Source organism: Nocardia sp. NPDC127606, assembly GCF_042671725.1.
Taxonomy (GTDB): domain Bacteria; phylum Actinomycetota; class Actinomycetes; order Mycobacteriales; family Mycobacteriaceae; genus Nocardia.
This window is the reverse complement of the sequence record NZ_JBHXWQ010000001.1, coordinates 25,239-44,039: the sequence shown is the minus strand read 5'-3', so window position 1 is coordinate 44,039 and position 18,801 is coordinate 25,239. Positions and strand designations below refer to the sequence as shown.

The window sequence follows — 18,801 nt, the reverse complement described above, 5'->3', positions numbered from 1 at the left end:
AGCAGATCCGGATAGAAATCGAAGACATCAACGCAGCGATGTGGCAAATCCGCCGGAATACGTTGGGATACAACGTATTCCGCCACGCGATTGGGCTGATTTGCACCAGTTCGTCGGCTGAAGTTGCCGAGCTTGATCCACCGCGCGGAGCGGGCAGGCGAGAGCGATTGTGACGGGTACCACACCTCGGTGGGTTTATCGACCGCGTTCGGTTACCCTGTCCGTCAGCGTCGAAGCCCCGGACACTGAACGCTATTGCACGTATATTGCACGGCCATCACCGAAAATGCTCTGACCTGCACCTTCTGGTGGTCCCAGCTGGTTTCGAACCAGCGACCTTCCGCGTGTGAGGCGGGCACAGAGTCGCAGGTCAGAGGGCGCGTTCACGGTTTCGCGCCCCCGGCGTGCCCTACGAGCTCAGTGCTTGACGACGATCGTTCGAGGCAATTGCACGGCGTTTCCCCTAGCCGCGAGCCTGCTCAGTTCCGCGGCAACTTCTTCGTCGCGCCCGTCCACGGCGTGCATGTATCTGTTCGCCGCGGCGGTGGAGGCGTGTCCAAGTCGCTTCTTCAGGTCGGCCAGTGTCGCGCCGGTACTGGCCGCCAACGTCTGCCCGGTGTGGCGTAGATCGTGAAAGCTGATCGCCACTCCGACGCGCTTTCTGGCCCGCACGAAAGCCTGATAGATGGCGTTGCCCCGCATCCTTTCCCCGTCCTGGCCGACGAACAACCACTTCTCACCGGCCCACTTGCCGAGGTGCACGACGAGGTACGGCCGCAGATGAGGCGGGATGGATACGGACCGTTTCCCGGCATCGGTCTTGGGGTCCTTGTCGAACGCCTCATTGGACTCCAGCAGCTCTACGCGATTGCGCCGGATCCACACCTTGTTGTCCTCGAGATCCAGATCTTCCACCGCGAGACCGGTAATCTCGCCGCGACGAAGACCGCACCATGCCGCCAGGAGTACCGCCGCCCGATACCGGGGAGTGATGTTGTCCACCAGGTCGGCTACTTGCACCGGCGAGGCGACGCCGCGTTCCTTCGCCCGGTCCGATCCGGCGCCCTTGACCGAGCACGGGTTCACCGCGATAGCTCCGTCCGCTTTCGCGCAGTTCATCACCGTCCGCAGGAACCGGTAGGACTGAGCGATCGAAGTCCGACCACCGTTGCCCGCCAGCGCTTTTGCGTGCCAGCTACGCACCACCGGCGGAGTGATCGCGATCAGCGGTTTTTCCAACAGGTCCGTCATGTGCAGCCGCATATTGCGCCGACAAGTCTCTTCCCACCGCCTACCGACATCCGGGTTGTCTCGCAGGTAATCCGAGGCGTAGTCCTCGAACCGTTGCAGCCCGAGTTGTTCATCGAGCCAAGTCCCCCGGCTGATATCTGCCTCCACCTTGACCAACCAACGATCTGCATCGGTCTTGGTACGAAAGGTGTTCGGCGCGTTGTTCCGCATTCCGTTCGGGCCGATGAACGACGCCTGAAATCGACCCGATGACAACTTGCGCACCTTGCCGAACCGTCTGCGCGACATCAAGCCACCGCCTTTCCGCCACTCCAACGCACCACGACCGGATCGACACGGCCGGCCTGCGCAAAGGCTTCCAGGTCCGAGCGCTTGAATCGCACGTAGTTCCCGACCTTGTAGAACACCACCCGCCGCTCCCCCACGATCCGACGAATGAACCGAACCCCTGTGCCGAGGTATTCGGCGGCCTGTTCGACCGTCAGATACTCCCCGTCACTGTCGGATGTCATCACTATTTCCTCCCTATGCTGCGGATTGCTGAATGGCTGAAAGCTGTTGTTGTTCAACGGGTTCACGTGAACTGCCTGGTGGTCCCTCGTCTTGCGCGAGACGGGCCATCACGTACTGAGCGCGTTCGTTCATCCGGCGCGTGACCAGGTTCATGACCAGTTGCGCGCGAGGAGGCGCGTCCTTGTCACCCGGACGTACCGGAGTGATCCGCAGGTGCGAGGTATCGGCCATGACGATGCCCACGGCCGCGAGGTACTGGCGCACGAATTCGAGCCGTTCGGCCTTGTGGTCAGGCAGGGTCTTGCCCGTCCAGTTCCTCGAGACCAAGCAACGCTGACCAGGCAGACCCAGGGTGTCGCGCCGGTGGGCTTTCTTGTTGCACTTGCCCGGTTGGGTGTTCTCGGTCGCGCCGCGGGGAACGACGCCGTAGATCAGCCACACCCCGCATTTTTCCGAGCACGGAGTCACGCTCAGTTCGGCGTGAAGACGGTCGTAATGCTCGGCCACCCGACGCGAACCAGGGGTGAGCAGTTCGCCCAGGCCCTTGGTCAGGTACTTGGTCAGATACCGGACGCTGTATTCCATGCTGTCGGTATTGGCCAGGATCTGAACAGGCTTGGACTGCGCTCCGAACTTGAGCGTGTGCGCGGGATCGAGGTCGTCCACCTCGTCCATCACCGCCAACGCGTCATCCCAGTACGTCAGCGGTCGACCGGTGCGGGGGTCGGTGAAAGTGCCGGCGTCGTAGTCCCACACCGGCATCCGACCTTCGTCATAGACAGGCTTGTCGAAGTGGGGCCACCAGATGGTGCGGTAGGTCGCCGCTGTGACCTGAGTCAGCAGCTTCTTGGAGAACGAGCCACGCAACGCCACGTGCAGGTGCGGAGCGGCCCGGCGCTGCGGCTCGACCGTGGCGAAGTACTGGACATTCCAGCCGACCGCCCGGCGAAGGTTCTCGATCCACGTGGAGAACAGCTTGGACGTGTGGATGGTGTCGCGGGCTTGGCGGGCGTAGTCGTAGGACTCCGGGTCACGCGGGGAGCCGTCGGAGACCATGGCGCCCTTGCCGTCTTTGCCCGCCTTGGAGTCCCACACCTGGTTGATCCGACCGAACGAGTCCAGGGTGAGCGTGAAGAACGTCGAAGGGCGGTGCTTGCCGTCGGCGTATGCCTGCCCGATCGTGAGGGACTTGTCGACCTTCAGACGCGGCAGGTCCGGCAGATCGTCACGACGGCGGGTGGACTTGGCTTTGCGGCGGGGCCTGGCGTCCAGAGCGGGGAGACGGCCACGTACACCGAGTTCACGCAGCTCGGTGTCGAGGTCGGCCACCAGAGCCCGAATCGAGTCGGCGAGTTCGCCGTCTCCTTCACGGCGAGCGTCTTTGTAGTCGTTGAACAGTGTCGCGCGAGCAGCCAACACGTCCTGCTGCGCTTGGGTGACGACGGGTTGCTCGTCGACGGGTTCGTGTTCAGCGCACCAGCCTTCGCGCAGCTGGGTCACGCGCAGGTACTTGTTCGTCTTGGCACAGGCCGGGCAGGTACTCGCCACGGTCGCCTTGCACGGAGCACCGACGTAGGAGGTCCGCGAGGTGATCGGGTCGAACGCCCGCATCGGCACGACGCGAGCACACACCCCCTCCTTCTCGGCCGCGTGCTGGGCGATGTCGGTGATATCAGGCATCGCACGCCGGTCGGCAGCGGTTTCCCGCTGAGGGGAAAGCCCGACGATCGGGGCTGTGGAGCGCTGTGGACGGCCGAGAGAAGCCGTTCCGGTGGTGTTGTCAGACATGGTGCGGCCTCTCTCGATCGTGGTGGTGGGTGTGGGTCATGCGGCTTTGCGGGTGGACGGGATGGTGTTGAATCCGGCCATCGATTCGAACGGCACCACGACCGGGTCAGCGAGGGAATCGGTGCGGCGGAAGGTGATCTCGACCAGGCCCGGACCGACCAGGGCGACTTTGGCCTTTTGGGCGCCGAAGCCATGGGCGAAGTGGTCGGCGCGGTGAATCCAGGTATCGGGGCAGTGACCGGGCAACATCCGGGCACGGACCCTGTCGAGAGATTCACCGATCTCGACGGAGACAAGCCGCGGGATCAACGTCCGATCGCCGTCACGGGTGGACAGGCCGCAGGCGGTGGTCATGGTGGTCCAGCGGCGGCCGTAGCGGAACCAGGTCAGGAATCGGGATCGGATGCGACCGGTGAGCCAGCGCTCGAAGGTCTGCGGGCTCGATACTCGCCACAGCACCATCCCCGCGACTGCCCCACCGGCCACCCCGACCCCACACGGCCAGCCGTAGAACCAACCAACCGCGGCAGAGAGGCCGGCGGGCACTGAGACCATCGGGAACAGGATTGCCCACCAAGCCAGGGTGAACACCGACAGCAGCAGTCGACCGGCGCCGGTGAGTACAGCGTCGAGAACTTCGCCCGCCGGGTCATGCGTGGTGGTCGTGGTGGTGGTTGTGTTCATCGGTTGGCCTCCGGATCGAGGTCGGATACGGGGAAAAGCGGAAGTTGTCCCGGCGTGGGATCGGTCGGCAAGGTGACGATCCTCTTGCGTCGCTTGCGGGTCCTGGCCGCAGCGGCTCGTACAACCGGGTTCGGTTGTCTACGAACAGGTTTGGGAGTGTCGCCGGTGTTCATGCCGCCTCCAGGCCGGTGGTGTTGTCGAGGTGGTCGAGCAAGTGCAGGCCCAGGTGATGGGTGTAGGCGGGCGGGATCGCTTGGGCCAGTTCGGAACCGGTCATCCAGTCGATGCCCATACACGCCGGACCCAGCCAGGAACCGACATCGCCGGTGATCGAGATATTCATGCCGGCGTCGAAGTCGCGGCGACGCTTCTTGGTCGAAGTGCGGGCGGTATGGGCCGGATGCCACGGCACCGCGGGCAACCACGGGATCCGGGTATCAATGGCGAACTTGCGGTGCCGGTAGGTCCGTAGCCCGAACATCGACCCACACAGCACCGCGTCAGCGCGCATATCCGCACCCATCACGTTCTCCACCACCCACGGCACCGGCTGAGCGGCGAGCAGGTCCAAGGTCGCGCCGAGCAACCACCCCGAACCGTTGACCCCGGCACGAGAAGACAACGGGGTGTGATCGTGGCAGGGCGGAGACGCGGCGATGGCGTCGAACTCGTGGCCGTGAGCGGTCAAGAATTCCAGCGCGTCGCCCTGAACGAAGGTGAACGGATACCGCGGCTGCGGCTCGATATCGACACCGGTCACATCGAAGCCTGCGCGGTGGTAGCCCATGGAAGCGCCACCGGCCTTGCAATACAGGTCCAGCAGGCGGGGACGAGATGAGCTGTTCATGCCGCGTCATCCCAACCGGCGAGATCGTCGTAGTCGTCCCATGCCGGGGCGGTGCCGGTCTCGGCGAGCATCGTCACCGCCACGGCGATTGAGTCGAGGCCGCGGGCTTCCGAGCGGCAACGGCTGCGGGCTTGGAAGTCGATGACGTCGGCGAGACCGTTGTCGGTGCGGGCGGTGTTCTTGCGGGCCATGTCAGTTCTCCAGTTCAGGAATGTCGGATTCGAGGAGCCCGCACATCGAGCAGACGTAGGGGCCGGTGACCAGTTCTGCCCAGGTACCGTCGAGGACCAGTTCGTGTCCGTGGACGCGGCAGTGTTGCGCGGCGGCGCAGTCGTCGCAGCGGACGGTGTCGCCGTCGTAGTCCCACCCGGCAGCGGTATCGGCGGCGATGAACTCGATCGCTTCGTTGGTCGTCATGAAGCAGATCGGGCTACCGGAGGAGGGGTTGAAAACGTCTCCGCAGCAGTCGCAGTAGATGACGACGTGGGATTCGGTGACCAGTCCGCGTTTCATGCCGCCCACCCCTGCCCGTCGTCCTCACCGGGGATGTGGTCGGGGTCGAAAGTGGTCGGGTCGAAATCGTCATCCACGGGAGCCGGAGGGGCCATCGGGACCGGGGAGTAGGCATCGACGATCGCGTCGACCTGCTCGTCGGAGATCCAGAACGCGCGGACCCGGACGAACTCGGTGGTGCCGTCTTCGCCGACGTAGCCGACACCGGGTGTGGTGTCGGGGATCTCGTGGCACAGCGCCCCGCGGTCTTTCGCGCCTTGGCCGTGGACCATCGCGGTCTGTGTCGGCTCGTCCAGACGCAGACCCACCCGAACCGGGAACAGTTGCCGGTTGGGCATCGTCTCTTTCGACGGGTCCTGCAACGCCGCGATCACTGAGACACCGACCGCACGACCCTTCGACAACAACAGGCCGGTGAACTGGCGGAACTGTTCCTGCTGCTCACGAGTCGCGTACGACGACAGCGCCGCGGCCTCATCGATGACGATCAGGATCAGCGGTTCATCGGTGGAGGGATACCACTTGCGGACACCGGCACTACGCAGGCGATCCGAGCGCTCATCCATGACCCGGACGGCTTCGGTGAGCATCGCCAGGATCCCGTCAGCGGACCATTCGAACCGCACCCACATTCGGGCGCCGCGACCGAATTCCATGCCGCCCTTGGGATCTGCCATCCACACATCCACGAACCCGGCTTTGATCGCTGGTCCGACGCCGTTGATGATCGACCAGAGCACCGAGCCCTTACCCGAACCGGTCGCCCCGGCGAGCAGGATGTGGGCGTAGAGCACACGCAACAGCCAGGTTCGCCCGTCCTCACGCACCCCGACCGCGACCGCTTCCAGATCGACACCGGTCGAGGCCACACCGGGCGCGGTGATCGAGGCGGCGAGGGTGTCGAAGGTGCGCAGTTCCACCCGCAGGAAACCCGGCGAAGTCTGGGACACCAGGACTTTCGGGACGCCGAGGTACTGAGCGAGTGCGTCGGTGGTCTCGTCGTTGGTCCAATCGGTGAGCTTCTGCCCGCCGACCATCTGCACGTCGATCACGGCGCCGGACTCGATCAGTTCCGCCGACAACACGTTCGGCCAGTTCCCGTCCGAGCCCAGACCGAGCACCGGCCACATCAACGACAACTGTCGGGCGTCGGTGAGGATCAGCGCGGCGGTACGCAATTCGGCCGGCACCCCGGCGAGGGGATCAGCCTCGCGGCCGGGAAGGATGACGCCGTCGAGGTGACGCCACCACAGCAGCACACCGGCCGCGAGGACCGTCGAGAGCGCGACAATGGTCGTGACCATCACGCCACCGCCCGCAACGTCGAGGCGTACACATCGAGCGCGGCCAGAAGCTTCTCCGCGACGACAGCGGCATCGGCCGGGGTCAAGAACAGCTGGCCCCGACCAATCTCAACGGTGACGAGGCCGATGCACTCCCGGTAGGCCACCTCCACCGTGTTGTCGTAGGTCGAAGCCATGACGGACATGAACGAGTTGTCAGACATTTCAGTTGCCCCCTGTAGGGATCGGGACCGCGACAGGCAGCAACGGAGCAACCGTGCGCGGAGGAGAGTGGAAGGTGCGCACCGGCGCAGAAGCCGGGGCGGGAGTCGAAGCTGCGACCATCGACGCCAGGTTCGACGCGTCGGCGTCAGCGGTGCTGGTGGGTGCCGTCTCGACCACGACCGCGGGCACCGAATCGTGTTGTGCCGCACGTCGAAGCAGGACCAGCCCGTGAGTGTCGATCAGCAGAGCCAGCGGAGGAATCGCTGCCAACAGGGCACCGCCCCAGCTGTGGCCGGTCAGGTAGGCGTGTACCGAGTTGCTCGTAACCGAGACCGCGGCCCCGCCGACCAGAATCCATGAGAACCATGTGTGCTCAGCCGATTTCGGTGGCAGGGCGATCACGGCCATGGTGGCTTGGATGATGGTGCCGTCCACGATCACCGGGAACAGCCACGCCAAACCGCGGGGGGTGCCGCCCATGATCGCGAGGTCTTGCAACGCCGCGAACGACAACACGAACGCGGCAGCACCGATGCCGATGAGGACGAGGACGGCGGACCAGCGAGCCCACCGCATTCCCGAGGACTGCTGATCCGCCGTGTCCATCGCTACGCCGCCTCAGCCTTGGCTTTGGCCTGCGCCTTGGTGAACTGCTCCTCGGCGTCGTGGGTCATGACCAGGTCCGGCAGCGACTCGGCCAGCTGACGAACGAGGTCCATATCGAGGAACACGGTCGCGGTCGGTGACCCGTCACTGTCGCGCAGGCTCAGACGGACACTGGCGGGAACCACGCGGACGACCTCATGCGGTGTCGCCGGAACGTAGTCGGCCTGGACAGTGGCGATCTCGCCGGAGTTCATGTTGATGTAGGACATGGCGATCACGCGGCCTTGTCTGCGGCGCGGTTGTTGACCCTGGCACCGGAGTTGTCGCCCTTGATCCCGGTAGCGCGGATGTAGAAGCCGATCGACTTGAACTGGCCGTTACCGACCACACGGGGCTTGATCAACAGCCCATCCAGCTCGATCGGGCGCAGGCCCTCCATGACCTCGTCCTCCGAAGGGACCGGCATCACGTCAGCGACGAAGGTGATGTCGAAACCGGCCTGGTTCGCCCGGCCGCCGGCCCGATCCATGATCGTGGCCTTCCACAGCCGTTTACCCGAGCCGTTGCCGTCACGGTCGAAGTCCAGGGACTGACGCTTCGGCGCGCTGCGATCCTCACTGAACTCGGTCTGCGCCTCGATGTCGCCGAGCAGCAACACGCCCTTCGGGAAGACGGAACGGAAATCGGTCGGAATCCACATGTCCTTGAGTGCCATTGGAATCAACTCCTGTGTCGGTAGGCCGGGGGCGAGCGGTGCGCCCGGCGGTAGGTGGTCGTATCTGTGATTAGAACCACCTCTATTGGACATCAGCAGACACTAGCTGTCAATAGAACCACTTCTATTGCGTGTCGGACCCTGCCTGCACACTTATGGCTACTCTTAATTGACGAGCCGACTACACAGTCGAGGAGAAGGGACGGCCCATGGGCACGACCGGATATCGGGAGCTCGCGGCGACGCTGCGGGACGCGATCAAGGCAGGCGAGTATCAGCCAGGATCCAACCTGCCGAAGCAGGGCGAACTGGCAGAGCAGTACGGCGTGAACGTGAAGACGGTCCGCCAGGCTGTCGGGCTACTCGAGAGCGAAGGCTTGGTTACACCGATCCGGCGCCGGGGCACCGTGGTCCGTGAGCATCCCCCGATGCGACGTCTCGGTACCGAGCGTTACGCCAAGAGGAAGTGGAAGTTCGGCGACACGGTCGCCTTCGTTGCGGATCGTGAGGCGTCTGGCCGACCGTGGAAACTGACGGACCAGACGAACACCGTCCAGTTGATCGAGGCTGATGCCGACGTCGCCGAGGCATATGGAATCCCGGCGGGTACCAACGTGTACGAACGTGCCCGCACGGTGAGCGATGCAGGCCGACCAACGCACACACTCACCAGCTACTACCTCCCCGAGCATGTCGAGGGAACGCCGCTCGTCGACCCGGCCGCAGGTCCCGCTGGACGGGGCGGCGGGTTCGCGGTCCTCACCCTGCAGGGATACGAGCCCGACCACATGACCGAGACGATCTCTGCGCGCATGCCGACGCCCGAAGAGACCAAAAAGTTGGAATTGCCGTCCGGCGAACCGGTGATGATCCTTGTTCGACAGACCTATACCGCCGAGGATGTTCTGATCGAGTTCGCTCGCGGCGTCCACGCGGCTTCCAGGTTCTCGTGGACGTACGACTTCAAGCTGCCCGACTGAGAGGTGCCGCCGATGCCGACAACCGCCTATCCCGCCGCGGTTCGGCCCGATGTCGAAACGCTGTGGCAGTACAACCAACTCCACCATGACATTCGACCGACCGACGTCGGCATCGGCCTCGGCAGCCATGATTTGGGCGTTGCCACCCACGCAGCAGACCTGTTCCGATCCGGCATGTTCCCGCGCATTGTCTTCACCGGGGCGAACGCGCCTACGACTGTTGCACGGTTTCCGCGAGGGGAAGCCGTGCACTACAGGGAACATGCCATCGAACGGGGTGTGCCCGCCGAGGCAATCATCCTCGAGCCGCGAGCAACGAATACCACCGAGAACATCCAGTTCACCCGAAACGTGCTGGAGAGCCAGGGCTTAGCCGACGCGATCCGATCTGTAACCGTGATCTCTCGGCCCTATCAACAGCGCCGCAGCTACGCGATTCTGCGCAAGCAGTGGCCGGAGGTCGACGTCATCTGTTCGTCGTTGCCCCTCGCCCTGGACGACTACATCGCCTCCATCGGTGACGCAGAACGCGTGATCGACATGCTGGTCGGCGACACGCAGCGAATCTGGAAGTATCCCGAGCAGGGGTGGGCGATCGAGCAAGATATACCCGACGACGTCATGGAGTCGTTCACCCGACTTGTCCACGCCGGGTACACATCTCGGCTACTTCCCGCTTGAGCTCCACACACGCCCGATGCACTTGTAGGCGTGGCACACTCAGCTGACACAGCCATCCGAGGAGGCCGCGTGTCCAACCCTGATTCCCCGCCCGACCTAGCACACACCCGCATTGCTCGGGCGATCAAGGGCGACATCGACAGTGGAACCCTCCGCGATGGACAGCTATTGCCGACCACTCGCGAACTCTCAGCGCATTGGCGAGCTAGCCCACGCACAGTCACCGAGGCCATGCAGGTACTGATCGCCGACGGCTACGTCCATGCACGCAGCCGATCACACCGGATCGTCACAGCTCCGCGCACCGCAACCATTGATCCTGCGCCTGTCGAACAGATCCACGAGGACGGAGCTGCACGCAAGCCTGCCTATGAACGCATCGCTGATGAATACACGCGGCAGATTCACGAAGGCTTACTGAACCCCAGCTCGCCGCTACCCAGTCAGGCTGAAATGGCTCAGCGCCACGACGTTTCCAACATCGTCATCCGCGATGCAGTTCGCCTACTGAAGTCGAGGGGGCTCGTCCGAACCGTGCGAAGGCGGGGAGCCTTTGTTGCCGAACAGCTTCCGGACGACAACCACACAGGCATGCCCGAAGGGGCGATCGGCGAGACCGAACGAATCCGCGCAATCGCCGACCCAATTCGCCGTGCCCAACTCGCAACCGAGCTGAGCACTCAGTATCAGATCCGTCTAGCTGAGCTGTCCAGCATCCGTCAGGCTGCCATCGAAGACGCCTACAGAGCCGGTGTCACCGCCACCGAGATTGCTCAGCGCCTCGGCCTGACCAAGGGCAGGATCAGCCAAATCCGACACCCGAAGGTCTGAACCAGCCACCTTCACGGAGTTGTTGCTGAAATTCGCTATATAGAGTCAAGACGCCTGCGGCGGCGCGTGCGCGCCGCCGCCGCGCTACGACGCGCAACGGGCTTGCTCGTACCTCACCGCCCGGCGCGTCGGCACGTCGGCGACGAGCACACGCTGTCAACAGGCGTTGGAACTCCTGAAGCTCTCCACAGCATCGACCCCGGCAGTGGACGAGGCCGACGAGAGCCAGGTCGCGGATTGCTGAACGGAATTCCCGAGCCGATTCGGCCGGCATATGCCCAGATCGACGGCCACCAGCCTGCCGACTCCCCTACGGTGCTGCCGCACGAGCTTCGCTCGATTGCCTCATAAGACCCAGCCTGCCGAACCTGTGTGGACGGTCATCGAGCCGTCACCAGTCCACCCGAAATCCGCGGCATGGGTCCCGATCACCAAGCCGCTCACCAGGTGCGACGAATTGCTGAACGGAATCCGCGGTAGCAGGTGACCGGTGTAGGTGTAGGTGCGCTTCTGCCACTCGGTCACTTCCGGTGGGTGGCGGGGTCGGTGCACTCGCGACGATGCCGCAGATCGTGCCGGGGGTGATGGTCGAGGTCCTTCCGTGTCGGCAGAATCTGCCGATGGCGTACCAGACCACACCCACCCCGGCAAGGACCAAGCGGTGTCACCGCCCGAGGGGGTCACCCGCGGCGACGTGATTTCAGAGTTTCATCTCACCAGGGCGGTTTGCCGGGTGACCCCCTCGGGCGGTGAGCCCTTGCCGGAGCGGGTGCGGCCTGGTCCGGGCGAGCCCAGATCCCACCGACACGGAAGGCCCCCGACCATGAACATCACCCCCGCCACGATCTGCGACATCCGCGACTGCACCGACCCCGCCACCCACCTCGCCGAGTCCGAGTGGCAGAACCGCACCGACACCTACACCTACTGCCCCGCCCACTACCGCGCCTTCCTCACCACCGAACGTTCCCTCGCCGCCCTCGACTGCTGACCGGGAGGGGGCTTCGGCCCCCTTTTCTCACCGCCTGGCGCCGTCAACGAAGCCGGTAGCGGGTCGCCAACGACGTCGACCCCAGGTCCAGCACTCCTGGCCGGCGAATTGCTGAACGGAATCCGCGGTGAGGTCGGGGGTATCGCGACCGGTGGCCGCGTGGCCCTGTTCTGGGTTGGCCTGCATTGTGATCCCGCGCCCCTCACACCTCAAGGGCGCCGATGGCGTCAGCTGCGCTGATGGACAAGTCCACCCTTGACCTGTGAGCCTCTGCGCGTGACAGGCAGGCCGTATCGGGCAGGCGGTGAGCCAGCCCCTGTGTGTGCAACCCAACCCAGAACAGGGCCAATGCCACCTAGACTGCGCATCATGGTGTCCGATACCGATGCGTACCAGCCGATTGCACCTTTTAGCGATTGGCTGGAGACGAGCTTCAACGATGTCCAGTTGACGATTGCGCATAGGCAGTTCAAAGAACAATTCGATGATGCGACGCCCGAAATCAGAGAGGCTCTGATTCGTCAAGTGCAACGCGAATCTGCTGCCGAGTCGGGTGCGCTGGAGAACCTATATGTGCTTCGGCCGGGCGAGAGTCGCACGGTGGCAATTGAGGCTGACGGCTGGGAAGAAGTCTTCGATGAGCAGGACGGCGGTACGACCGTACGCCAAGCATTTGAAGACGTGGTGGCAGCACTGGAGTACGCGGAGGAAGCGGTTCTGGAAGGGCGCCCAATTACGTTGTCGATAATCCGCGATATCCATAACATCGCGTGCAAGTCGCAAGCCGAATTGGACAGCGTGATTCAAATTGGCGGCCAGGAAAGGCGCGTCAAGAGACCATTTCTGCATGGTGAATTCAAATCAAACGAGAACTACGTCCGAACGCGGTCGGGCAAGGTGCATAGGTATTGCCCACCGGACATGGTTATCGCCGAAATCGTTCGCCTCTGCGAGCAAATCGAGCTAGCCGAATTCAAAGATGCTCCCGCCGTTCTGCAGGCAGCTTATGTGCATTTCTCGCTGGCTCAGATACATCCGTTCGACGATGGCAATGGGAGGGTGTGTCGCGTGCTGGCGTCACTCTTTCTGCTGAGGGGTTACCAGGTTCCCCTCGTCGTCTATGCAGATCGAAAGCATGTCTACCTGCAAGGGTTAGAAGCTGTCCACGACGGGGACTTGGGTCCGTTCGTTCAGGATACTGTCGACAGGGTGTCTGCCACATTGTCCGAGCTGGCTCAGATCATTTCAGCGCGGAGCCGGCCGCAACCTGAGCAGAGGCTCGGAGAGCTTTTGGGACTGATCGGCCGCCACGACGCCGTGGAATTCGCCGATGCGAGCCAAATTTTAGTCTCACTGAAGCGGGCCTTCTTCGAAAAGGTCGACAAGAGCCTGGACAAGCTTGTTTCGGCTAGCGAGGGATCTCTGTCATATCGCACAGCGGGCGGCACGGGCAATTATATTAGCACCGGATATACTTCGAGTGATGTTGAAGGTGGGCTGCCCCATAGTTTCGCCAATACCTCCGAAGGGCGTGAGCTTCTACTCGTTGTCGAAGGTCATCTAATGGACCTGTCTGCGGTTACTATCATTGGTGCGGGCCTGTCCAGCGCTAGCGAAGAGAGGTTTCCGTTCGCGATAGTTGCCACTACTGACATGTATCCATCTACGACGAGCATTATCGGCTCGGTGATTAAGCTTCGATACGAGGATTGCTTTCCGACCATTTCAACGTCGTCGATTTCTCGTATGGAGACCCTTGCTGACGCTGTGTGCTCAGATATGCTGGAGCGCCTTCAGCAATCGGTTAGCGTGCGGCTGCGCGAGACTGGGCGATATCTCGACTAGTCTTCACGGACCCGGAAGGGCTGTTTCGCCGACGCGGATTCGGATTCTGAACAACCATTTCCGGACAGAAGGACCGGAGCAACGTTCGAGAGAAAGAGGCCGGCTACTTGCCGGTCGACTGGCTACCGAGGACTGGGCCGAGGCCGGATCGGATCTGCCGAGAGGTCGGTGGATAATCGAACGTATGTGCGAATCGAGCCGGCTCTACCTGCGCAACGGGCGCTGGACGGAACCGGCTCCCCGCTACTGCCCGAACGGTCACCGGCTCGGTCCAGGCCAGGTGCTCGTCGGTGCGGTGCCTTGCCTCCGGAGCGGTGGTCACCACCGAACACACACGTGCCGAGTCTGCGCCACGACGACCTACACCCCACCTCTGCACACCGACTGCGATCACTACTCGTAACCGTGAAACTTAAAGGGAGCCCGTGCCCCACGCGTGCCCCTAGCCCCGGATCGCGGCGGCCAACAGTGGTCAATCACGGTGACATGCACCCCGGGGGTATCACACGAAAAATCCCCCCGACCAGGTGTTATGTCGAGGGGATTCGGTGGTCCCAGCTGGTTTCGAACCAGCGACCTTCCGCGTGTGAGGCGGACGCTCTCCCGCTGAGCTATGGGACCGAACACTGTGTCGGGCGGGTTTTGAGCCGCTCGAACGAGATGGAACATTAGCACGGGGGGCCGGGATGACACCAAATCGCCTTGTGAAGCGGGGTTTCGGCGAGGGAACCCAGCCGGGGTCGATGCTCGCGCTCGCGCGCGTGTACGCGCGTGCGGGCGATCGATGGTCCACACCCTCGACACCCGAGAGATACCATGGCTGGATGCGCATATCTATGTTTCAAAATGTGGATGATAGGGATCACTGGGCGGCGGATCGGTTCAACTAGATGTGGGCGACATGCGTGTAATTCATATTTAGGGCGGTTTACCAGGCGATTTGTAGTCTGCGTCGAACGTCGGCTAATGTTCTCCTCGCACCGCAGAGAGCAGCAGAGCCGCCAGGCCGAGCCGCTCCCCTAAGTGTGAAGTAAATGCGGATGTGGCGCAGTGGTAGCGCATCACCTTGCCAAGGTGAGGGTCGCGAGTTCGAATCTCGTCATCCGCTCGAGAGGTAGGTAAGGCACTAGCCCCATCCTCCTTTGTACGGTGGAGTGGCCGAGTGGTGAGGCAACGGCCTGCAAAGCCGTGCACACGGGTTCGATTCCCGTCTCCACCTCGCGCGATTAGCTCAGCGGGAGAGCGCTTCCCTGACACGGAAGAGGTCACTGGTTCAATCCCAGTATCGCGCACCACCGTACCAAGTCAGGCCCCCTTTCGAGGGGGCCTGACTTGTTTGCGTGACCGGTTCAGTGAGCCGAGTCTGTAACCCAGATCACTCTCGGCACGGTTTCCCGGTGAGCTCCCCTAGTATCGGCACACGGCATCGCCGGGCGGGTCCGGTGCGGGACCGGCGGCATGGAGGGGCAATCGAGTGAGGCAGATCCTGTTATCGGCGGGGATCGCTCTTGTCGTCACCATCACGCTCACGCCGGGGCTGATCCGGGTTTTCGCGCGGCGAGGGTTCGGGCAGGAGATCCGGATCGACGGGCCCGCCAGTCATCAGGCCAAACGCGGAACGCCCACGATGGGCGGGCTGGCGATCGGGGCCGGGGTGTGGGCCGGGTATCTCGGGTCGCATCTGATCGGGTTGCTGTGGGACGCACCGGGGCCGAGCGCGTCGGGGGTGCTGGTACTGCTGCTGGCGTCGGCGCTGGGTGTGGTGGGTTTCCTCGACGACTCCATCAAGCTGCGCAAGCACCGCAATCTCGGATTGACCGCGGCGGGCAAATACATCGGGCAGATCGGTGCGGCGGTGGTGTTCGCCGTGCTCGTGCTGCGCTTCCCCGGCGCCACCGGGCTCACGCCCGCCGGTCGCAACCTGTCCTATGTCCGTGACATCAACACCATCACCTTCGCGTCGCTGTTCTTCGTGGCATTCATCGTGTTGCTGGTGGTCGCGTGGTCGAACGCGGTGAACATCACCGACGGGCTCGACGGGCTGGCGGCCGGTTCGATGAGCCTCACGCTCGGCGCGTACGTGGTGATCACGCTGTGGCAGTACGACAACTCGTGCGAGATCAGCCCCGGACGCGCCTGCTACACGGTGCGCGATCCGCTCGACCTGGCGATGGTCAGCGCCGCGGGCGCGGCGGCGTGCATCGGTTTCCTGTGGTGGAACGCTGCGCCGGCCAAGATCTTCATGGGCGACACCGGCTCGCTCGGCCTCGGCGGCCTGCTGGCCGGGCTGTCGATCACCAGCCGCACCGAGCTGCTGGCAGTGGTGATCGGGGCGCTGTTCGTCGCCGAGATCATGTCGGTGGTGCTGCAGATCGTGGTGTTCCGCACGACCCATACCCGGCTGTTCCGGATGGCGCCGTTCCATCATCACTTCGAACTCAACAACTGGCCCGAGACCGCGGTGATCATCCGGTTCTGGGTGCTGGCCGGGATCGCGTCGGCGACGGGGCTGTGTCTGTTCTACAGCGAGTATCTGACCTCGCTCTAGTTGTCGGGGCCTGCGGCTACGCTGACTCGACCGAGCGAGGGAGGTCGCCGCTGTGAGTGCCGAGATCGTCAGGCCACCGGGTCACGATATCGCCGCCGACGTCTCGTTCGAGCTCGAGGAGCTCGACGATCTGGTCGGCGAACTGCTCACCGACCATGCCGAACGCGCCGCCCGCGACGCGCGGATCGTCGCGTTGCGCCTCGGGATCGGGGGGCAGCGCCCGGAGACCCTCACCCGGATCGGCGCCCGCTACGACCTGGCCCGCGACAGGGTCCGCCAGCTCTACGCCAAAGCGATCGGGCGGATCGTGCGCGAAGCCGCCCGCGCGGGACACCGGTCGGCGCAAGTTTTCGCGCACCGCTATCCGGTCGAGGCGGGTGATCTGCGTCTGGTGCGCATGCTGCTGGCCGAGACCTATGCGACCGACACCGACCTGGTGGCCATGGAGTGGTCCTACCTCAAGCTCCGGCTGGCCGGACACGAACCGGGCGATGCCAAGCGGGTGGCCGGGTATGTGATGCAGCGAATCCTGGGCTGGCAGAAGAAGACTGCCAGCATCCTGGCCAAGCTGCAGGTGCCGGCGGACGGCGCCGACGATCTGCGGGCGCTGCTGGCCGACGTCGAGTGGGCGACGGGGTCCGCCGCCCCACTGCCCACCGAGTCGGCGCGCGTGGCCGACGGTGACGACGACGGCCGCGGACGGTTCTACTTGGCGAAGGCAGGTCGCGACGTCGCCTACGACTCGGCCATGGCGGCCCGACTGCTGCGAACCCTCGACGCCGACCCGGCGGTGGCGGCGTTCCAGGAAGAACCGGCCGCACTGACCTACCGCTTCGCCGGCGAGGACCAGGTGCACTATCCGGCCGTGGCCGCCCAGCTCACCGACGGCCGCACCGTGCTCGTCGACGTGGTCCCGCTGGGCCGCACAGCCTTCCACCACAACCGGATCCAGAGCGAACTCGGCCGCACCTACGCGCGCGAGCACGGCTGGGGCTGGCTCGTCTGGACCGGCAGCGCGATCGGTACACCCCAGCTCGAAGCCCGACCGGTCGACGCCTCGATCGAGCAACGCGTGGCCACCGACCTGGAACAGGGCCCCTACGATCGACAGGCGCTGGCCACGGTCAGCACGGAAACCGGCCTCGATCTGCTCGACCTGGCCGGTCTCGTGCTCCGCAACGACTGGCAGTGGGACCGGTTGCCGATGCGGCTCAGCGCATCACCATCGCGCCGACCATCACGGTGAGGACCAGCAGCATCGCGCAGCAGGTGAGCCACTGCCACTGATTCAGGGTGCGATCCATCCGCCCGATGCTCGCGCGCAGGCTCGCCGCGACGCGCTGCTGGGCGACGAGTTCGCTGCGCAGTCCAGCCATGGTGATGGCTTCGGCGTCGGCGTTCACCCCGGCTCGATCGATCCGGTTGTGCAGACGGCCGACCAGCCGCTGCTTGTCGCGCACGGCCTGGCGCGAGACCGCCAGCTCCACCCGCTGATCGCGCAACTCGGTGCGCTGGTGCTCGATCATCGCGGCCTGTGCCGCGGTATGCCGTTCCCAGGTGCCCACGTCGGACCACCCTCCTGTCGTGAGATCCGCGTGCCCCCAGTGCATTTCGCCGGACACCCAGCCTTCGAGAAAATCGCGCAACTCGGTGCTGCCGCCGGCGGGGGCGGCGAACCCGGTCTTGCCCGCGGAGAGCATGCCCTGGTCGATGCGGTAGTCGGCGGCCGCGGGCGCGAAATCGGCGATGCCGACCGCGGGAACCAGCGGCACCCAGAAACCCTGCGGGCACACCCACAGCACATCGTCGATTCCGGCCGCCTGCAAGCGTTTCCGGTGTGCGCGGGCCGCGGTGATGTCGAGTGGGCCGCTGCGCACCTCGACCACACAGCGCCGGTCGCCGCGGCGCCAGTAGATATCGACGGGAATATCGCCGATCTGTGCGTCGACCTCGGCCTCGTCGGCGCCCGCCGCCGTGAGCCTGCCGCAGATCCAGTGCTCGAGTCGCTGCGTATTCCACTGGGCCGCAGCACATTCGGGGCAACCACAGCCATATCCGGTGCGTTCGGTGACGGCGCGGCGGCTGCCCTCGGAAATCCCCAGTTCGTCGAGCAGCGCTCGACGTCCACACGCCACCTGGGTCTCGCTCAGCCGCTTCGTCCTCACACCATCACTCCCTCACCAAGGGACCCGTCGTAGGCTCACGCGCACGTCCTGGACATCAGGTTCCCGCAGCCACCGAAAAGGCGCCAGCCCCCTTGACCCGCGTTCGGGTGCGTCATCGCCCGGTGATTGAGGTCACAAATGCGACTCTGCTTGTATATCAAGCCATTTCATTGTGCCAACGTCGCACGAAGACGCCTAGATCTTGATCATTTCGATACACAGACCCGGCCTGTTGCATGTCCGTTTCATCCTGATTGCGAATCAGTTCGGCGCGTCGCGTAGGCGGTCACGACAACACGTGCTGTTGCTCCGGTGGATATGATCGCTGCGGCCGA

General features: G+C 64.2%; 21 protein-coding genes and 4 tRNA genes. 10 read left to right on the top strand and 15 right to left on the bottom strand.

What is annotated here, in order from left to right:
- Positions 1-417: 417 nt before the first annotated feature.
- The 12 genes from xerC to ACFVJ5_RS00190 all read right to left on the bottom strand — a co-directional run bounded on the left by xerC (position 418) and on the right by ACFVJ5_RS00190 (position 8,425).
- A complete protein-coding gene (gene xerC, locus ACFVJ5_RS00245; protein ID WP_379217597.1) occupies positions 418-1,251 on the bottom strand; it encodes a tyrosine recombinase XerC in 834 nt (277 codons plus the stop codon).
- Positions 1,252-1,538: 287 nt separating this feature from the next.
- The gene (locus ACFVJ5_RS00240; protein WP_379217595.1) at positions 1,539-1,763 is read right to left on the bottom strand and encodes a helix-turn-helix domain-containing protein; all 225 of its coding nucleotides are present in this window, start codon (positions 1,761-1,763) and stop codon (positions 1,539-1,541) included.
- Between the two features lie 13 nt (positions 1,764-1,776).
- On the bottom strand, positions 1,777-3,444 hold the full coding sequence (locus tag ACFVJ5_RS00235; protein ID WP_379217593.1) for a replication initiator: 1,668 nt from the start codon (positions 3,442-3,444) through the stop codon (positions 1,777-1,779).
- A 144-nt stretch (positions 3,445-3,588) separates the two neighbouring features.
- Entirely contained in the window at positions 3,589-4,236 is a 648-nt protein-coding gene (locus ACFVJ5_RS00230; protein WP_379217591.1) for a hypothetical protein, read from the bottom strand.
- Between the two features lie 169 nt (positions 4,237-4,405).
- Entirely contained in the window at positions 4,406-5,083 is a 678-nt protein-coding gene (locus ACFVJ5_RS00225; protein WP_301906256.1) for a DNA methylase, read from the bottom strand.
- On the bottom strand, positions 5,080-5,274 hold the full coding sequence (locus ACFVJ5_RS00220; RefSeq protein ID WP_379217589.1) for a hypothetical protein: 195 nt from the start codon (positions 5,272-5,274) through the stop codon (positions 5,080-5,082). Before ACFVJ5_RS00220 ends, ACFVJ5_RS00225 begins: the two co-directional genes overlap by 4 nt.
- 1 nt (position 5,275) lies before the next feature.
- The gene (locus ACFVJ5_RS00215; RefSeq protein WP_379217587.1) at positions 5,276-5,596 is read right to left on the bottom strand and encodes a hypothetical protein; all 321 of its coding nucleotides are present in this window, start codon (positions 5,594-5,596) and stop codon (positions 5,276-5,278) included.
- Positions 5,593-6,900 carry an FtsK/SpoIIIE domain-containing protein gene (locus ACFVJ5_RS00210; protein ID WP_379217585.1) on the bottom strand — a complete coding sequence of 436 codons (1,308 nt, stop codon included), beginning with the start codon at positions 6,898-6,900 and terminating at the stop codon, positions 5,593-5,595. The genes ACFVJ5_RS00215 and ACFVJ5_RS00210 overlap by 4 nt, the downstream gene beginning before the upstream one ends.
- Positions 6,900-7,076 carry a hypothetical protein gene (locus ACFVJ5_RS00205; protein ID WP_379217583.1) on the bottom strand — a complete coding sequence of 59 codons (177 nt, stop codon included), beginning with the start codon at positions 7,074-7,076 and terminating at the stop codon, positions 6,900-6,902. The genes ACFVJ5_RS00210 and ACFVJ5_RS00205 overlap by 1 nt, the downstream gene beginning before the upstream one ends.
- A gap of 28 nt (positions 7,077-7,104) precedes the next feature.
- The gene (locus tag ACFVJ5_RS00200; protein WP_379217581.1) at positions 7,105-7,710 is read right to left on the bottom strand and encodes a DUF2637 domain-containing protein; all 606 of its coding nucleotides are present in this window, start codon (positions 7,708-7,710) and stop codon (positions 7,105-7,107) included.
- 2 nt (positions 7,711-7,712) lie between these two features.
- Positions 7,713-7,988, bottom strand: a complete 276-nt coding sequence (locus ACFVJ5_RS00195) for a hypothetical protein (RefSeq protein WP_379217579.1) — start codon at positions 7,986-7,988, stop codon at positions 7,713-7,715.
- Complete coding sequence (locus ACFVJ5_RS00190) at positions 7,985-8,425, bottom strand: hypothetical protein (RefSeq protein ID WP_379217577.1); 441 nt, start codon at positions 8,423-8,425, stop codon at positions 7,985-7,987. The genes ACFVJ5_RS00195 and ACFVJ5_RS00190 overlap by 4 nt, the downstream gene beginning before the upstream one ends.
- 209 nt (positions 8,426-8,634) lie before the next feature.
- Between ACFVJ5_RS00190 and ACFVJ5_RS00185 the strand changes: the two genes are divergently transcribed.
- From ACFVJ5_RS00185 to ACFVJ5_RS00175, 3 genes are all read left to right on the top strand, one after another.
- Complete coding sequence (locus tag ACFVJ5_RS00185) at positions 8,635-9,405, top strand: GntR family transcriptional regulator (protein ID WP_379217575.1); 771 nt, start codon at positions 8,635-8,637, stop codon at positions 9,403-9,405.
- Positions 9,406-9,417: 12 nt separating this feature from the next.
- Positions 9,418-10,086, top strand: coding sequence for a YdcF family protein (locus ACFVJ5_RS00180; RefSeq protein WP_379217573.1), 669 nt, complete (start codon positions 9,418-9,420; stop codon positions 10,084-10,086).
- A 69-nt stretch (positions 10,087-10,155) separates the two neighbouring features.
- On the top strand, positions 10,156-10,917 hold the full coding sequence (locus tag ACFVJ5_RS00175) for a GntR family transcriptional regulator (protein ID WP_379217571.1): 762 nt from the start codon (positions 10,156-10,158) through the stop codon (positions 10,915-10,917).
- Positions 10,918-11,262: 345 nt separating this feature from the next.
- Here the strand turns inward: ACFVJ5_RS00175 and ACFVJ5_RS00170 are convergent, their stop codons facing one another.
- A complete protein-coding gene (locus ACFVJ5_RS00170; protein ID WP_379217569.1) occupies positions 11,263-11,442 on the bottom strand; it encodes a hypothetical protein in 180 nt (59 codons plus the stop codon).
- Between the two features lie 298 nt (positions 11,443-11,740).
- Between ACFVJ5_RS00170 and ACFVJ5_RS00165 the strand changes: the two genes are divergently transcribed.
- On the top strand, positions 11,741-11,908 hold the full coding sequence (locus tag ACFVJ5_RS00165; RefSeq protein ID WP_379217567.1) for a hypothetical protein: 168 nt from the start codon (positions 11,741-11,743) through the stop codon (positions 11,906-11,908).
- A gap of 369 nt (positions 11,909-12,277) precedes the next feature.
- The gene (locus ACFVJ5_RS00160) at positions 12,278-13,753 is read left to right on the top strand and encodes a Fic family protein (RefSeq protein ID WP_379217565.1); all 1,476 of its coding nucleotides are present in this window, start codon (positions 12,278-12,280) and stop codon (positions 13,751-13,753) included.
- Between the two features lie 549 nt (positions 13,754-14,302).
- Here ACFVJ5_RS00160 and ACFVJ5_RS00155 read toward each other — a convergent pair.
- Positions 14,303-14,374, bottom strand: a tRNA-Val gene (locus tag ACFVJ5_RS00155).
- A gap of 415 nt (positions 14,375-14,789) precedes the next feature.
- Here ACFVJ5_RS00155 and ACFVJ5_RS00150 point away from each other — a divergent pair.
- The 5 genes from ACFVJ5_RS00150 to ACFVJ5_RS00130 all read left to right on the top strand — a co-directional run bounded on the left by ACFVJ5_RS00150 (position 14,790) and on the right by ACFVJ5_RS00130 (position 17,547).
- Positions 14,790-14,861 (top strand) — tRNA-Gly (locus ACFVJ5_RS00150).
- Between the two features lie 40 nt (positions 14,862-14,901).
- Positions 14,902-14,972, top strand: a tRNA-Cys gene (locus ACFVJ5_RS00145).
- Between the two features lies 1 nt (position 14,973).
- Positions 14,974-15,048, top strand: a tRNA-Val gene (locus ACFVJ5_RS00140).
- A gap of 179 nt (positions 15,049-15,227) precedes the next feature.
- Complete coding sequence (gene mraY, locus ACFVJ5_RS00135; protein ID WP_378658313.1) at positions 15,228-16,301, top strand: phospho-N-acetylmuramoyl-pentapeptide-transferase; 1,074 nt, start codon at positions 15,228-15,230, stop codon at positions 16,299-16,301.
- Positions 16,302-16,353: 52 nt separating this feature from the next.
- Positions 16,354-17,547 (top strand): hypothetical protein, encoded by a 1,194-nt coding sequence (locus ACFVJ5_RS00130; protein WP_379217564.1) that lies wholly within the window; start codon positions 16,354-16,356, stop codon positions 17,545-17,547.
- On the opposite strand, the gene ACFVJ5_RS00125 is transcribed toward ACFVJ5_RS00130, so the two are convergent.
- Positions 17,513-18,466, bottom strand: a complete 954-nt coding sequence (locus ACFVJ5_RS00125; RefSeq protein ID WP_379217563.1) for a hypothetical protein — start codon at positions 18,464-18,466, stop codon at positions 17,513-17,515. The two genes, ACFVJ5_RS00130 and ACFVJ5_RS00125, sit on opposite strands and share 35 nt — an antisense overlap.
- Positions 18,467-18,801: the final 335 nt, after the last annotated feature.